The 15,062-nt window shown below is 28.6% G+C and carries 16 protein-coding genes; 12 read left to right on the top strand and 4 right to left on the bottom strand.

Annotated features, from left to right (window positions below):
- The coding region (locus tag ELQ11_RS10075; RefSeq protein ID WP_208359338.1) for an SGNH/GDSL hydrolase family protein at positions 1–778 on the bottom strand (778 nt) is incomplete at its 3' end.
- Between the two features lie 72 nt (positions 779–850).
- Here ELQ11_RS10075 and rimO point away from each other — a divergent pair.
- Together rimO and tilS are read left to right on the top strand one after the other, a co-directional pair.
- On the top strand, positions 851–2,170 hold the full coding sequence (rimO, locus tag ELQ11_RS05025; RefSeq protein ID WP_134225176.1) for a 30S ribosomal protein S12 methylthiotransferase RimO: 1,320 nt from the start codon (positions 851–853) through the stop codon (positions 2,168–2,170).
- Positions 2,160–3,125 carry a tRNA lysidine(34) synthetase TilS gene (gene tilS / locus ELQ11_RS05020; RefSeq protein WP_126264485.1) on the top strand — a complete coding sequence of 322 codons (966 nt, stop codon included), beginning with the start codon at positions 2,160–2,162 and terminating at the stop codon, positions 3,123–3,125. Before rimO ends, tilS begins: the two co-directional genes overlap by 11 nt.
- On the opposite strand, the gene ELQ11_RS05015 is transcribed toward tilS, so the two are convergent.
- The 3 genes from ELQ11_RS05015 to ciaI are packed head-to-tail and all read right to left on the bottom strand — an operon-like array spanning position 3,108 to position 5,112.
- Positions 3,108–3,821: an EI24 domain-containing protein gene (locus ELQ11_RS05015; protein WP_072223668.1), complete on the bottom strand. Its 714-nt coding sequence runs from the start codon at positions 3,819–3,821 to the stop codon at positions 3,108–3,110. The genes tilS and ELQ11_RS05015 overlap by 18 nt on opposite strands.
- Position 3,822: 1 nt before the next feature.
- Positions 3,823–4,512, bottom strand: coding sequence for a dUTPase (gene dut / locus ELQ11_RS05010; protein ID WP_072223667.1), 690 nt, complete (start codon positions 4,510–4,512; stop codon positions 3,823–3,825).
- Between the two features lie 36 nt (positions 4,513–4,548).
- Positions 4,549–5,112, bottom strand: coding sequence for an intracellular survival protein CiaI (gene ciaI / locus ELQ11_RS05005; RefSeq protein WP_044779959.1), 564 nt, complete (start codon positions 5,110–5,112; stop codon positions 4,549–4,551).
- A gap of 76 nt (positions 5,113–5,188) precedes the next feature.
- Here ciaI and ELQ11_RS05000 point away from each other — a divergent pair, with 76 nt between their 5' ends.
- From ELQ11_RS05000 to ELQ11_RS04955, 10 genes are all read left to right on the top strand, one after another.
- Positions 5,189–5,596, top strand: coding sequence for a hypothetical protein (locus ELQ11_RS05000; RefSeq protein ID WP_134225175.1), 408 nt, complete (start codon positions 5,189–5,191; stop codon positions 5,594–5,596).
- A gap of 71 nt (positions 5,597–5,667) precedes the next feature.
- Positions 5,668–6,450: an ABC transporter permease gene (locus tag ELQ11_RS04995; protein ID WP_126231671.1), complete on the top strand. Its 783-nt coding sequence runs from the start codon at positions 5,668–5,670 to the stop codon at positions 6,448–6,450.
- Entirely contained in the window at positions 6,447–7,109 is a 663-nt protein-coding gene (locus tag ELQ11_RS04990) for an ABC transporter ATP-binding protein (protein ID WP_060816414.1), read from the top strand. Before ELQ11_RS04995 ends, ELQ11_RS04990 begins: the two co-directional genes overlap by 4 nt.
- Positions 7,109–8,227, top strand: a complete 1,119-nt coding sequence (locus ELQ11_RS04985; protein ID WP_126251935.1) for a capsule biosynthesis protein — start codon at positions 7,109–7,111, stop codon at positions 8,225–8,227. Before ELQ11_RS04990 ends, ELQ11_RS04985 begins: the two co-directional genes overlap by 1 nt.
- Before the next feature lies 1 nt (position 8,228).
- On the top strand, positions 8,229–9,887 hold the full coding sequence (locus ELQ11_RS04980; protein WP_126264487.1) for a polysaccharide biosynthesis/export family protein: 1,659 nt from the start codon (positions 8,229–8,231) through the stop codon (positions 9,885–9,887).
- A gap of 9 nt (positions 9,888–9,896) precedes the next feature.
- Positions 9,897–10,844 carry a KpsF/GutQ family sugar-phosphate isomerase gene (locus ELQ11_RS04975; RefSeq protein ID WP_044779285.1) on the top strand — a complete coding sequence of 316 codons (948 nt, stop codon included), beginning with the start codon at positions 9,897–9,899 and terminating at the stop codon, positions 10,842–10,844.
- On the top strand, positions 10,844–12,475 hold the full coding sequence (locus ELQ11_RS04970) for a glycosyltransferase (protein ID WP_126264488.1): 1,632 nt from the start codon (positions 10,844–10,846) through the stop codon (positions 12,473–12,475). Before ELQ11_RS04975 ends, ELQ11_RS04970 begins: the two co-directional genes overlap by 1 nt.
- On the top strand, positions 12,468–13,283 hold the full coding sequence (locus ELQ11_RS04965; protein ID WP_243833537.1) for a glycosyltransferase family 2 protein: 816 nt from the start codon (positions 12,468–12,470) through the stop codon (positions 13,281–13,283). The genes ELQ11_RS04970 and ELQ11_RS04965 overlap by 8 nt, the downstream gene beginning before the upstream one ends.
- Before the next feature lie 230 nt (positions 13,284–13,513).
- On the top strand, positions 13,514–14,896 hold the full coding sequence (locus ELQ11_RS04960) for a glycosyltransferase family A protein (RefSeq protein ID WP_126264489.1): 1,383 nt from the start codon (positions 13,514–13,516) through the stop codon (positions 14,894–14,896).
- Positions 14,897–14,948: 52 nt separating this feature from the next.
- On the top strand, positions 14,949–15,062 hold a 114-nt coding region (locus ELQ11_RS04955; RefSeq protein WP_126264490.1), incomplete at its 3' end, for an NAD-dependent epimerase/dehydratase family protein.

The following is a 15,062-nucleotide window of genomic DNA, read 5'->3' as shown; positions in this document are numbered from 1 at the left end:
AATTTATATTTTTCGGGGTAATTTTGGATTTTGCATTATTAAAGGTGTGTATTCCTATTAATTGAAATCCATCATATTTTTTTGGTATTTTAAGAATATGATTTTTATCAATTTTATAGAGAATTTCTTTATACATTAAATTTTTGATTATTTTTTTGTCAGGATTATTTCCATTTAAAAGTTCCAACTGATCTGGAGTGATTATTTCAAATTGGTAATTAAATTGTTTATTTTTATGTGGAAGATAAAAGCAAGAGATATTATTGACAATATTTTTTCCAAGTTGATACATAATGGAAGTTAACATATGACACCAGTCAGGCTTCATAAAAAAGTCATTTAAATTCAATTTATTTACAACATCATTAACATCTATAACATTGTATCCATATTCTTTGGCTTTATATCTATGAAAATTGTTTATAATAAATCCTTTCCTTTGTGCAATTCTAAAATCAAAAAGTAAAAGAACTAGTATTTTTGTTTTAAAAGCCGATAATTCATCATAAAGATATGTTATATTATTTATCGCAGTTTTTAAATTAAGCTCATAACACATATAAATATCCATAATATTAACTTCTATGATTATTAAATCTATTTTTTTTAATACTTCTTGATTTTCTTTTCTTTTTAAAGAATAAACTCTATGTAGAGATGAAGTTCCTCCTAAGGATAAATTTATAAGATTGATATTATCTTGGTTTAAACCATCTTGAATACCACCAGGCATTCTGGAATTACTTGCGCCTAATAAAATTACATTTTTTTTATTCATAAAATTTCTCCTAAATTATTTTATTATTTATTTTTGATATAATACCAGAAAATAATTTAAAAAGCGAGAATAATGCCAAAACTTTATCTTGTGTCTTTAGGTTGTAATAAAAATTTAGTTGATAGTGAGATCATGCTAGGACGCCTTAGTGCTTATGAGCTTTGCGATGAGCCAAACAATGCTGATGTTTTAATCGTAAATACCTGTGGTTTTATCGATAGTGCAAAAAAAGAAAGCATTAATGCGATTTTGGATTTGCACGAACAAAGAAAAAAAGATTCTCTTTTGGTGGTTACGGGTTGTTTGATGCAGCGTTACCGCGAAGAACTTATGAAAGAACTTCCTGAGGTTGATCTTTTCACAGGTGTGGGTGATTATGAAAGAGTCGATGAAATGATACTTAAAAAAACAAATTTATTTTCAAATTCGACTTATTTGCAGAGTGAAAATTCCAAACGCATTATTACAGGTTCAAATTCCCATGCTTTTATAAAAATCGCCGAAGGTTGTAATCAAAAATGTTCTTTTTGCGCCATCCCAAGTTTTAAAGGTAAGTTAAAATCTCGCGAAATAAGTAGCATTGTAGCTGAGCTTAAAGATTTGGTAGCTAGAGGTTATAAGGACTTTTCTTTTATCGCACAAGATACGAGTTCTTATTTGTTTGATAAGGGTAAAAAAGATGGGCTTATACGCTTAATTGATGAGGTGGAAAAAATCAAAGGCATAAGAGCAGCTAGAATTTTATATCTTTATCCTACGAGTGCGAGCGAAGCTTTGATCAAACGCATTATAGCTTCTGAAATTTTTGTAAATTATTTTGATATGCCTTTGCAACACATAAGTGATAATATGCTTAAAATCATGAAGCGTGGGGCAAATAGCACAAGACTTAAAGAAATGTTAAATTTAATGAAAAGTGCGCCAAATAGCTTTTTACGCACAGGCTTTATCGTAGGGCATCCAGGTGAGAGCGAAGCGGATTTTGAAGAGCTTTGTGAGTTTGTTAAAGATTTTGGTTTTGATAGGATAAGCGTTTTTGCGTATTCTAAGGAAGAAGATACGGCCGCTTTTGATATGGAGCAAGTGCCTTTTAAAGTGATCAATAAAAGACTTAAAATTATAGAAAAAATTGTTGATGAAGTCATAGAAAAAAGTTTTGAAAAAGAAGTAGGGCAAAAGCGTTTAGTAGTTTGCACGGGAGAAAGTAGCGAGGGAGAGTTTTTCATCGCAGCTAAAGATTTAAGATGGGATAGAGAGATTGATGGGGAAATTCTTATCAATGAAAGCGAATGTGGAAATTTAGAAATGGGGCAAATTTATGAATGTGAAATTTTACAAAACCTTGATAAAAAGCTCCTTGCTAAGGCTTTAAGAAAAGTAGATGCAAATTAAAGATGAAATTTTATCCCTTTTAAAAAAGGGTAAAAATTTACTTGCTTTTTCTTATGGAAGTGATTCTAGTGCGCTTTTTTATCTTTTAATGCGAGAAAAGATCGACTTTGATCTTGTGATGATAAATTACAAAACTAGAAAAAATAGTGATTTAGAAGAGTTAAAAGCCAAAGAACTTGCTTTGAAATTTCATAAAAAAATTTTCATAAAACACGCTCCTAAATTTCAAAGTAATTTTGAAAAAAAAGCCAGAGATTTTCGCTATGATTTTTTTGAAAAAATTTGTCTTGAGCAAGATTATGATCATCTTATCTTAGCCCATCATTTAAACGATCAGTTTGAATGGTTTTTGATGCAACTTTCTCGTGGTGCAGGTTTGGCTGAAATTTTAGGTATGCAAGAGTATGAAAAACGCTCAAATTATACACTGTTACGCCCTTTGCTCTTTATAAGTAAAGATGAAATTTCATCTTTTTTAAAAGAAAAAGATATTTTTTATTTCCATGATGAAAGTAATGAAAATGAAAAATATTTTAGAAATTATATAAGAAAAAATTTCTCCAATGCCTTTGTGAGTGAATTTCATCAGGGTTTAAAAAGAAGCTTTTCTTATCTTGGTGAAGATAGGAAAAAACTTTATGATTTTGAAAACATCAAAGAAGTTCAAGGGCTTCTTATTTGCTCTAAAAATGAAAGTTTGATTGCTAGAGCGGTAAAAATGAAAGGCTTGCTTTTAAGTGCAGCGCAAAGAAAGGAGCTTTTAAAAGGTGATTGTGTTTTAGGTGGCAAAATAGCACTTGTGTATAAAAACGAACAAGCTATTGTTTTTGAGTATGAAACTTGTCAAAAATTACCCAAAAATTTCAAAGAAGAGTGCAGAATAGCTAAAATTCCAAGACTTTTAAGAGCTTATTTGTATAATCACAAAATCGATATTTCAAGCCTTAGCTTTTAATTTTAAAATTCTTTGATAGGCTAAATGTGTGAGAAAAATCACAAAAAACACTTGCAAAAAAAGTCCTAAAAGTGGCACTGATGAGAGTAGATAAAAACAAAGAGTGCTAAATTTAAACTCTAAAGGTGAAAAATCAGAATGAAAATTTTTAAAACTTTCTTTGTCTAAAATCGTGCTAGTAATATCAAGCATTAAAAGTTTGTGAAAGAGATAATAAAAGGCAAGATAATATACAAAAATATTGATAAAAGGTAAGAATAAAGTCAAGGTACAAAGTAAAAAAATCCCTATAAATTTTATCAATATTTTAAAAATTTCAAAGATAGTTTTTAGGGTTGAAACTTCGTTTATATTATCATAATGGTAATATTTTTGGTTGATTTCTTTAACGATAAAAGGGGTAAGAAAAGAAGTGATAAAAAGGGCTAAAAAAACTGAAGCAAAAACTATAATAAAACCTGAAAATAAAAAACTTATGATGGTGATTAAAATTTGTACAAAATGAAGGGCATAAAACCACGCCCAAAACGAATCTTCTCCAACACTAAATAAAGAATTAAAATAATCCAGCAAGGCTGAAAAGCCAAGTGCTCCTAAAAAAAGCATAAGTACAAGGCTAAAAATCAAAGGAATTAAGGCAAATTTTAAAAATTTAAGACTTAAAAAATCTTTGATCGCAAGTTTTAAAATATCCAAATTATGCCTTTTTGTAGTATTCTTCTAGTTTTTTATAAATAGTATCAAAATCAAGCTCTTGTTCTAAAATTTGAGCTAAAACTTCATTGTCTTCTTTGCCGTTCCAAGTTTTTTTATAGCTGCCATCTTTGTAGCCATTGTTTTGTCTAAAGATATTTAAAACATTTTTACCTATGTAGGTTTTATAAAGAATTTCAAGATTTAGCCCACATTTAATAGCTAGAGTAAAATAGGTTGAAAGTAATTCTCCAAGATTAAATCCAAAGCCACTGCATTTATGGATAATAAGCTCTATATCATTTAAAATACCATAAATATCACTCTCATTAGGATGTTCTTCTTCTTTGCAAAAATCTTGAAACACACTTGCAGCATTGACTTCTGTAGCTATAGCTTTGAAATCTTTACCGTTTTTATCGCGATACTCTTCAAGTAAAAGACTTAAGATAAAATGCCAAATATCGATAATCTCTATACGCACATTTTCCCAATTTGTTGGATTTGAAATGTTTTTCCAATGTTTCCATGCAAAAGAGTCTATAAGTTCTGCACATTCCATATAAATACAGCGTCTCCAACTGATCAGTTTTCCTTCTTTGGTATAGCCATTTTCCCAATTTAAGCCGTTCGTTTCATCGTTGAGTTTTTGTTGGAGTTTGAGCATATTTTCTAAAATTTCGATATTTGTCATTTAAAAACTCCTTGATAATTTTTAATATTATATGATTTAAGCGTAAAGATTTAAACTATCATCTGTCTTATCTTGATTTTCCTTGGCTTTTTCTTGTTGTTTTTCAAGTTGTTTTTTCATTTGTTCTAAAACTTTATCGAGAAGTTTTTTGCTATCTTCAAGCATAGAAGTGTTGATATCTTTATCATCTGTTTGATTTTGTTTTAGTAAATCACTGAGTTTATTTGTAAAATTATTCATAATAGCATTTTGATGGTTTTCATCATTTGGTGTTGGTAAAACATTTGCCATTTGCATAGCTGATTCTATAATTTCTTTTGGCTTTAACTCTCCGACTTTAGAATTTGCTAAAAAGTCTTTGATCATAGGTTCAACTTCTTTCATAGCATTTTTAATCTCATCAAGATCATTTTGTGTGAGCTTAGAGCCTTCAAAAGTAAAGCTAAAGCCATACTGACGCTTAAGATTAAGAGTTTTACCTTCTTCATTATTTGCATAACTTACACTTTGATTATCATACATAGAAAGGGCTAAATGTTTGCCACTTTTTGTTGTATAATCCATCGAAAAACTTTGGTTTTTGCTAGCATCAATTTGCATTTCTTCCCCTTATATTTATAGTTTATAAAATTATAATCGGTTATTTTTAAAAATATTTTAGTATAATTTTTATAATATGGATGAAAGAATTTTAGAATTTATAAAAAATGAGCAGCTTTTATCTTGGGCTATGATTGATGAAAAAGGTGTTTATACAGCTAGTGCTTTCTATGTTTTTGACGAGAAGAAATTAGCTTTTATTATTGCTTCTCATGAAGATACTAAGCATATAAGATTGGCCAGTGAAAATTCAAGTATAGCACTTAATATAGCCAAAGAAAATAAAATAGCCTTTTTAAAAGGTGTGCAAGCTAAGGCCGAGTTTAAAATGGCAAGCAAGGAGCAAATGAAAATTTATTTTTCTAAATTTCCCTTTGCTAAACTTGATAAAAGTGCAAAAATTTATGCTTTAGAGCTTTTTTGGCTTAAATTTACTAACAATGCTTTAGGACTTGGTAAAAAACTTGAGTTTTGTAAAAAATAAATTTTTATGATTTTGTTTAAAAAAATGAGTTATGATTATAGTTTATGTAAATTGTTAGGTATAGAAAATAAATGTTAAATGTAATTCACGCTTTATTTTTTAGAGAGTTAAAAACTAGATTTGGTGCTAATAGGCATTTAGGTTATCTTTGGGTAGTTGGAGAACCAATGTCAATAACACTTGCTATTACAGTAATTGTCACCATTATAAGAGAATATCATCATGAAGTTATGCCTGAAGGAATTTCTATTTTTATGTTTTTAATTTCAGGTATTATGCCTTATTTTATGTTTAGAAGTATAGTAACTCAACTTATGAATGGTACTCAGGCAAATTTGGCTCTTTTTGCTTATAAACCTGTAAAGCCTATACATGTATTTATTGCTAGAGCTTTGCTCGAATTTTGTATTTATTTTGTGATTTTTATCACTGTGCTTTTTTTTGCAGGATGGTTTTTTAGATTTGATGTATTTCCTGTTCATCTACTTGGAGTTTTATTTTGTATTTTTTTACTTATGTGCTCAGCTTTTGCTTTGGGGATTTGTTTTGCTATTATTTGGCATTTTGTAGAGCCTTTAAGAACTTTATTAGCTTATTTTAGTATAGTGTTTTATTGGACTTCAGGTATTATACTCCCTACTTGGTTAACCCCTCGCCCTTTACTTGATATGCTATATTATAATCCCTTGCTTCATATTTTTGAACTTTTAAGATTTAATTTTTTTGAGAATTATCCTTTGCAAGATGAATATAGTTATTTTTATGCTATATTTTGGATTTTACTTGTTTTATTTATAGGACTTTTTGTCTATTACTATAACAGACAAGCTTTAACGGCGGCAAAAAAAGAATGATAAAGTTAATCAATCTAACAAAATCTTATCCTCTATTTAGCGGTGGAAGACATTATGTTTTTAAAAATTTTACTTTTGAATTTCCTGAAAATTGTAGTATAGGATTGATGGGGGGCAATGGAGCAGGTAAGTCTACTCTCATGAGACTTTTAAGCGGGGCAGAGCTTCCTGATAGTGGTAAGATAATTACTAATAAAAAATTATCCTGGCCTTTGGGTTTAAACGGAGCTTTTCAAGGTTCTTTAACTGCTAGAGATAATGCTAAATTTGTAGCTAGAGTGTATGGATATAAGGGTAAAGAACTTCAAGAAAAAGTAAAATTCGTAGAAGATTTTGCAGAGCTTGGGAAATTTTTTGATGAGCCTATGAAGACTTATTCTTCGGGAATGAGTGCTAGGATAGCTTTTGGACTTAGTATGGCTTTTGATTTTGATTATTATTTGATCGATGAAGCAGGGGCTGTTGGAGATCCTGCTTTTAGGGAAAAAAGCGTGAAATTATATAGAGAAAGATTAAGTAAATCAAAAGTGATTATGGTATCTCATGATGTAGCTGAAATTAAAGAATGGTGTGATAAAATAATCTATATGAAAAATGGACAAATTACGGTTTATGATGATGTAGACGAAGGAATAGCTGTGTATCAAGGAAAAGCTTAATGGAAGAAAATAAAACTTTATTGGAAAGAATCAAAGATTTAAACATATTTGATTCTTTTAAAATTGTTTGGTTTGTAATGATTTTTGTTGTGATTTATTATGTATTAATCGCGGCTCCAAGATATGTAAGTACGATGATTTTAGATGTTAGATCAACAAGTGGAGAAAGTGCTCAAACAAGTGGAATTTTGTCTTTGCTTAGTAGTACTTCTACAGCAAAAGAAGATTTAAATTATCTAAAAGGTTATATAGAATCAAGTGATATGTTAAAGATTTTGGATGAGAAAATTAAACTTAAAAGTCTTTATCAAGAACAACATATAGACTTGCCTTTTAAAATTTGGGATTCAAGCTCGATAGAATCTTATCTTAAATACTATCAAGCAAGAGTTAAGGTTCATACGGATGAAACCACTAAACTTTTAAAAGTTGAAGTGGAGGGTTTTACACCTAAATCAGCTCATTTGATTGCTCAAACTATTATGCAAGAAAGCGAAAAGTTTATCAACGAAATCTCTCATAAAGCAGCCAGAGAACAAATGGCTTTTGCTGAAAATGAAGTACAAAAATACAAAGAACGATATCAAAAAGCACAAAATGATTTAATTGCTTTTCAAAATAAATACGGAGTTTTTGATCCTTTAAAGCAAGCTGAAACTAAAGCAAGTTTGGTTGCACAAATTGAGGCTAATCTAGCTCAAAAAGAAGCTAAACTTTTAACTTTGCAAAGTTATATGAATGATGCAGCACCTGAAGTAGTAGCACTTAAAGCAGAAATTGAAGCGATTAAAAAACAGCTTTTAAGGGAAAAATCTAAAATTTCAGCTAACAATTCTTCTCAAAAGCTTAATGATTTGGCTGCTAAATTTCAGGATTTAACTATAGAAGCTACTTTTGCGCAAAAAGCTTATGAAGCAGCTTTAAAAGCTTATGAAAGTGCTAGAATAGAAGCATTAAGAAAAATAAAACAACTTGTCATCATTCAAAGTCCAGATATTCCAGAAAGCGCAAAATATCCTGAAAGAATTTATGATATTTTAACAGCATTTATTGTATTATCTTTGATTTTTGGGATTGTTAAATTTATTAAAATGATAATAGAGGAGCATAAGTATTAAAATGAAAAAAATATTAATTTTATTTTTTAGTTGTATTTTATGTTTTGGAGCCGTGGATGTTTCGCAAATCATTTCAGCAGAGGATCAAGGTTCTACTACAACTAGCATAGATCAAAATTTAAGCTCAAATTATGATATAGTAAATAAAGAAAATAATCTTACAAAAATTCATCAAATTTTAGTATTTGGTGCTCATCTTTTTAATGGAAATTTTAAAAATTACAATCAAAGAGTTTATAATCCAGATTATAAGATCGCAGTCGGTGATCAAATCAGTCTTAAAATTTGGGGAGCTGTTGAGTTTTCGCAAGTTTTAGTGGTGGATTCTCAAGGAAATATTTTTATCCCTAAAGTAGGAGCTGTAAATTTACTAGGTGTGAAAAATAGTGCCCTTGTAAGTGTTATAAAAGCGCGTGTTAATAAAATCTATAAAAGCAATGTTTTTGTTTATGCAGATATGAATGCTTATCAAAATGTCAGTGTTTTTGTAACAGGAAGTGTTAATGCTCCAGGACTTTATCAAGGACTTAGTTCAGATTCAGTGATCCAGTATCTTGATAAAGCAGGGGGTATAAATTTAGAATATGGAAGTTTTAGAGATATTCAAATTTTGCGCAATAATAGCGTGATAAAAAATATCGATTTATATGATTTTTTACTAAAGGGGCAAATGGATCTTTTTCCTTTTAGAAGCGGAGATGTTATCTTAGTAGGAAATGTTCAAAATTACGCTTTTGTTAATGGTGATGTGCAAAGACCTTTTCGTTTTGAACTTTCAAATGATATTAAAACTTTAGCTGACTTGGCTAGAGTATCAGGTGCTAAACCTATCGTAACTAATGCTATCGTAAAAAGTTATGGTGAAGATCATAAACTTGATGTCAGTGCTTATAATAAAATGCAATTTTCAAAAGTTTTACTTAGAACGGGAGATGAGGTAGAATTTCACCCTGAGTATGTTTCTGAAAATATAACTATAAGTATAAATGGTGAGCATAATGGTTTAAAAACTTTGGTTGTGGGTAAAGGAACGACTTTAGAAGATATTTCTAAACTAATCAAAGCTAATCCGCAATCAAACATGCAAGCTTTGCAAGTATTTAGAAAAAGTGTAGCTAGAACTCAAAAAGAACTTATCAATGCTCAGCTTAAAGAGCTTGAAACTCTAGCTTTAACTAGTAGTTCTGTTACATCTCAAGGTGCAGCTATAAGAGCTCAACAAGCAAAAACGATTTTAGAATTTATCCAAAGAGCTAAGCAAGTGCAACCAAAAGGCCAAATTGTCATCGATAATCCAAAATCTTATAATTCGGTTATTTTAGAAGATGGTGATACTATTAATGTACCAAGTAAGAATAATCTTGTCATAGTTCAAGGCGAGGTTTCTTTACCTGGGGCTTTTGTGTATGATAAGGGTAAAGATTTAAGATATTATATCAATCTTGCAGGAGGTTATGGAGAAAGAGCGGATACTTCAAAAGTTTTGGTGATACGAAGCAATGGAAAAGCTGAAAAATATCATAGCGGTATAGATATGAAACCAGGCGATTCTGTGTTGGTATTGCCAAAAGTGGATAGTGAGAATTTGCAAATTTTTTCAATGTTAACTCAAATTCTTTATCAAATTGCTATCGCAACCAATGTTGTGCTTAATCTTTAAGGTTTAAAAATGAATACTCTTGAAATAGCTAAAGAAGTTTTTGAAAAAGAAGCGCAAGCTATTTTGGATTTGACTAAAAACTTAGATGAAAATTTTAATCAAGCTGTGAATTTGATGCTAAATACCAAAGGGCGTTGTATAGTCAGTGGTATGGGTAAATCAGGCCATATAGGTGCTAAGATAGCAGCTACTCTAGCAAGTACAGGAACGCCAAGCTTTTTCATCCATCCAGGAGAGGCTTTGCATGGAGATCTTGGAATGTTAACTTCCGAAGATGTTTTAATTGCTATTTCAAATTCAGGAGAAACTGAAGAAATTTTAAAAATCATTCCAGCCATAAAAAAGCGTAAAATTCCACTTATAGTAATGTGTGGTAAAAAAAATTCTACCCTTGTAAAGCAAAGCGATATATTTTTAAATATAGCTGTGGAAAAGGAAGCTTGTCCTTTACAGCTTGCTCCTATGTCTTCGACAACGGCAACTTTGGTTATGGGGGATGCTTTAGCGGCTGCTTTGATGAAGGTAAGAAATTTCAAGCCCGATGATTTTGCCCTTTTTCATCCAGGGGGAAGTTTGGGACGTAAGCTTTTAACCAAGGTAAAAGATCTTATGGTTTCAAGTAACCTTCCTATAGTGCATCCTGATACTGAATTTAATGATCTTGTTGATGTGATGACTAGTGGAAAGCTAGGGCTTTGTGTGGTGCTTGAAAATGAAAAATTGGTTGGCATTATTACCGATGGAGATTTGCGTCGTGCTTTAAAGGCAAGTGATAAGCCAAGATTTGATTTTAAAGCTAAAGAAATCATGAGCACTAATCCTAAAGTAGTCGATGCTGATGCTATGGCAAGTGAAGCAGAAGAAATCATGCTAAAACATAAAATTAAAGAAATTATAGTAGGGAAAGAAGAAAAAGTTGTAGGGATTATCCAACTTTATGCTATAGGAAATGTTTAATGGCTCTTTTATCTGTTATTATCCCTTTTGGCTTAAGTAAGGAGCGTCCTTATATAGAAGAAAGGGTTGTTAAAAAGGCTAAATCTTTTCAAAGCGATGAGAATATAGAATTTATTTTCGTTGAAGGGTATTCATCTAAAGATCACGAGCTTAAAAATTTTATCCAAGCAAACCATCATATTTATCTTAAAGATATGGATCAAAAAGCTTTTTCTCAAGGAAGATGTAGGAATTTAGGAGCAAGTTATGCGCATTCAAATGTTCTTTTGTTTTTGGATGTGGATTGTTATATTTCTTTGGATAATTTTGAAAAAATTTTAAAACTAATTCAAATTAAAAATATTTCTCAAAATATCAATGCTTTGATAGTTTTACCCGTAGTGTATCTTAGTAAAGAAGCTAATGAAAAATTAAAACAATACGATGATAAATTTTGGGATATTTTAATACAAGAGGATTTATTTACAGCAAAAAATACTTGGGTAAAATTTTTTTCCCCAAGTTCTACTTCAAGTATCGTGATAAATAAACATCAGTTTTTAAGATTGGGCGGAAATGATGAAAATTTTATCGGACATGGTTATGAAGATTTTGATCTTTTTGCTAGAATTTTAAAAACTTGTGTGAGTTTTGAAAAAATGCCTGTTAATTTAAGCTATGATGCTAGAAATTGGAATTTTTTTGACTTTAAAGGTTTTAGATCTTGGTTTTCATTACTTGGTTATGAGGCTTGTTTTTATGGAATTTATATGTATCATTTTTATCATATAGAACCCAATCAAAATGCTTATATGCAAAATAAAGATAAGAATCATCAGCTTTTTTATAAGCATTTAAAAAATATCAAAAAACACGATTTAAAACCTTTGCAAGTTTTTAAAGCCAAAGGTGAAAAAGTTTTAATGCTTTTTAAAGATCAAAATTATGATTTTAAGGATATTAGTGTTTATGTGGGAGAAATCATTTATAAAAATATAAGTGATTTTTTTATAGCTAAGGAGTTAAAATATGAACTTTTGTTGGATTTTTTACAACAAGAAAAAATCACTAAAATATTTTTGGATGCAAGTATAAAAGAAGAAATTGATGGTATAGATTATTGTGATATTTTTTATTTTCAAAAAGGAATTTTACCTCATTCTTGGTTTTTTGGAAAAAATTTAAATTTAGATTATAAACAAGATTTAAATTTAAGCGAGCAAAAACTTTATCAAATGAAAAAATATTTTTTAACTTTAAAGAAGAATGAAAAAAAAGTTATCTTGGATTTTTTAAGTCAAAACAATGACGATGAGCATGATTTGTATGAAATGCTTTATTATTTGATTAACGAGCTTTATAGTTTTGAGCATGATGGAATTTTTTATCAAATCATCATTGATAAAGAAAAAATGCTGATGGCGCAAAAATATGATAAAAGCTTTTATCCTTTAAGATCTTTTGTTTATAAACCTTATTTGTATGAGCTTAGAAGCATAAGACCTTTTTCATTTTTGATGAAAATTTTAGGTTTAGAGTATCTTGGCGCTATGATTTCACATACTAAATTTTATCGTTTGGCAAGAAAATTGTTTTTTAATCCTAAGGGGTTTTTTGAGGATTTGAGAGCTAAAAAGAATGCAAATGTATAAATGTTTAGTTAAACCTAAAATTTCTGTTATTATCCCTTCTTATAATTCGGCTAAATATATCAAAGAATGTTTAGACAGTGTGATTTTTCAAAGTTTAAAAGAGATTGAAATTTTATGTATAGATGCGTATTCAATTGATGGAACTATAGATATATTAAAATCATATGAAAAGCAAGATAGTAGAATTAAAATTATTTTTTCAAAAAAAAAGAGTCTGGGTTATCAAATTAATCTAGGATTAAAAGAAGCTAAAGGAGAATATTTTACAATAGTTGAAAGTGATGATTATATAAAAATAGATATGTGTGAAAAACTTTATAGATTAGCCCGCAATCAAGATTACCAAGTAGTTAAATCTGATTTTATTGGTTTTGAAGATAAGGAGAAAGAAAGAATTTTTAAAAATCTCTCTATATGTTATGATCAAACTTTGTATAATAAAAAAACTAATTCGTATTTAAATCCAAGTATTATTATAAATTCTTGGAATATGAATCAATCTAGTCTTTATAAAATGGATTTTATAAAAAAACATGATATAAGAGCAAATGAAACACAAGGAGCTTCTTATCAAGATATAGGATTATGGTTTCAAATTTTAAGTTTGGCTTCAAGTATTTATTTCTATAAAGAAGGGTTTTATTTTTATAGACAAGATAATGAACATGCTTCAGTTAAGAGTAAAGATAAAATATATTGCGTTTGTGATGAGTTTGAGTTTTTAGATAAGTTTCTTGATAAAAATTTAGAGCTTAAAAGTAGATTGCAAGATGTTTTTTATTATTTTAAATTTAAAATGTATTTATAGAATTTAAGGCGTATTGATGATAAGTATAAGTTAGAATTTTTATATAAATTTTCGCAAGATTTTTCACTTATTTATGATAAGTTAGATAAAACAGTGTTTAAAGCTAGTGAAATATCTGAAATTTCTTGTATTATTCAAGATCCTAGCAAATACTATAAAAAATATAATAGTGTTTTTTATAGTATAAAAAAAAGATTTTTAGAATAAAAAGAAAATATTTTAGGTAAAAGATGAATAAAACAGTAGGCGTAGTTATCCCAATCTATAATGTAGAAAAATACTTAAAAGAATGTTTAGATAGTGTTATTAATCAAACTTATAAAAATTTACAAGTTGTACTTATAAATGATGGTAGCACAGATGAAAACTCATTTAATATAGCTAAAGAATACACTTTAAAAGATGAAAGATTTATACTTTTTGATAAAAAAAATGGTGGTCATAGTTCTGCTAAAAATGTCGGCATAGAGTATTTTAGTGGAAAATATATACTTAAAAATAAAACTCAAATTTTAGAAAAAAATTCTTTAATCGAATTTAATATAGAAGGTAATAATCCCTATGAAATTTATACAGTGTATAAAAGTTATAAAGCTTTTCATGCTACTAAAGATTTAGCTGATTTTATTTATCCTAGTATAGATTATATTATCTTTTTAGATTCTGATGATTATTGGGAACTTGATTGTATAGAAGAGTGTGTAAAAAGAATGAATGGGGTTAATGTTCTTTGGTTTGATTATAAGTTTTTAAATAAAAATAAAGCAACTCAAATGGAAATTTATAATTACGCAAAAGAACAAATCATTACTCCTTTGCAATGGTTAAAAAGGACTAGAGAAATAGGTAATTATTTATTTTGGTATGCTTGGCAAGGAATGATTGACTTTACTTTTTTGCAAAAAATTAATATTAAATTTATCAATCAGATCATCCATGAAGATCATCATTTTGGTATAGCACTTTTTTCTATGACTGATAATATATATATATATCCTGAGAAAAAGTATATATATCGTTTTAGAGAAAGCAGTATAAGCAATCAAAAACAATATAGCATAAATACTAACTCTTATTTGTATGCTTTATATATAGAATTTGATAAAAATACCTATGAATTAAAAAGGTACCAAATGTCTATGAATTGGATTTTTACTTGTTTGGAATTGATAAAAGTTTTAAAATATAATTCAAATAATGAAATATCAATCCTCGTCGAACAAACATTTTTGCCTACTTTGCTTGATAGAACTTTGATTATTTTTTTTATAGATAAAGATCCGTTGTTACTTAAAAATAAACTGCAAGAATTAAAAGATTATTTTGAAAAATTTCATTTAAGTGGAGCAGAATGTCTTAAATATCAATTGTCTTATCGTTTAGGGCAATTTGTTTTATCTAACTATAGAAGTTTAAGAGGTTTAATAAAAATTGTTTTAAATGCTAAAAAAATGATATTAAATATTCAAAAAGAACAAGAGTTGTTTCAAGAAGCAATCAAAAATTACCCTTTTATTGTTTTTTCTTCTTCTGGTGAAGATCTAGAAAGTAGAAAAATCAAAAAACATTATTCTTATCGTTTAGGGAAATTTTTAAAAATTATTTTAATATAAGCTAGTTTGAATTATAATAATAACTTTTATTGAAATTAAGAAAGTATTTATAATGAGAGTTATTTTAATCACTGGGGGAAGCGGATTTTTAGGTTCTAATTTATGTAAAAGACTGCTTAGTGAAGGCAATAAAATTATTTGTGTAGATAATAACTATACAGGTAGA

Origin of the sequence: Campylobacter sp. US50a, from assembly GCF_004379015.1 — a bacterium.
GTDB lineage: Bacteria > Campylobacterota > Campylobacteria > Campylobacterales > Campylobacteraceae > Campylobacter_D > Campylobacter_D jejuni.
The sequence above is the reverse complement of the archived record's forward strand: the minus strand, read 5'-3'. Positions and strand labels throughout refer to the sequence as shown.

Bases quoted from the DNA above. Each gene is read 5' to 3' on its own strand.
- rimO (WP_134225176.1), top strand. From the start codon at position 851: ATGCCAAAACTTTATCTTGTGTCTTTAGGTTGTAATAAAAATTTAGTT.
- tilS (WP_126264485.1), top strand. From the start codon at position 2,160: ATGCAAATTAAAGATGAAATTTTATCCCTTTTAAAAAAGGGTAAAAAT.
- dut (WP_072223667.1), bottom strand. From the start codon at position 4,512: ATGACAAATATCGAAATTTTAGAAAATATGCTCAAACTCCAACAAAAA.
- ciaI (WP_044779959.1), bottom strand. From the start codon at position 5,112: ATGCAAATTGATGCTAGCAAAAACCAAAGTTTTTCGATGGATTATACA.
- ELQ11_RS05000 (WP_134225175.1), top strand. From the start codon at position 5,189: ATGGATGAAAGAATTTTAGAATTTATAAAAAATGAGCAGCTTTTATCT.
- ELQ11_RS04995 (WP_126231671.1), top strand. From the start codon at position 5,668: ATGTTAAATGTAATTCACGCTTTATTTTTTAGAGAGTTAAAAACTAGA.
- ELQ11_RS04990 (WP_060816414.1), top strand. From the start codon at position 6,447: ATGATAAAGTTAATCAATCTAACAAAATCTTATCCTCTATTTAGCGGT.
- ELQ11_RS04985 (WP_126251935.1), top strand. From the start codon at position 7,109: ATGGAAGAAAATAAAACTTTATTGGAAAGAATCAAAGATTTAAACATA.
- ELQ11_RS04980 (WP_126264487.1), top strand. From the start codon at position 8,229: ATGAAAAAAATATTAATTTTATTTTTTAGTTGTATTTTATGTTTTGGA.
- ELQ11_RS04975 (WP_044779285.1), top strand. From the start codon at position 9,897: ATGAATACTCTTGAAATAGCTAAAGAAGTTTTTGAAAAAGAAGCGCAA.
- ELQ11_RS04970 (WP_126264488.1), top strand. From the start codon at position 10,844: ATGGCTCTTTTATCTGTTATTATCCCTTTTGGCTTAAGTAAGGAGCGT.
- ELQ11_RS04965 (WP_243833537.1), top strand. From the start codon at position 12,468: ATGTATAAATGTTTAGTTAAACCTAAAATTTCTGTTATTATCCCTTCT.
- ELQ11_RS04960 (WP_126264489.1), top strand. From the start codon at position 13,514: ATGAATAAAACAGTAGGCGTAGTTATCCCAATCTATAATGTAGAAAAA.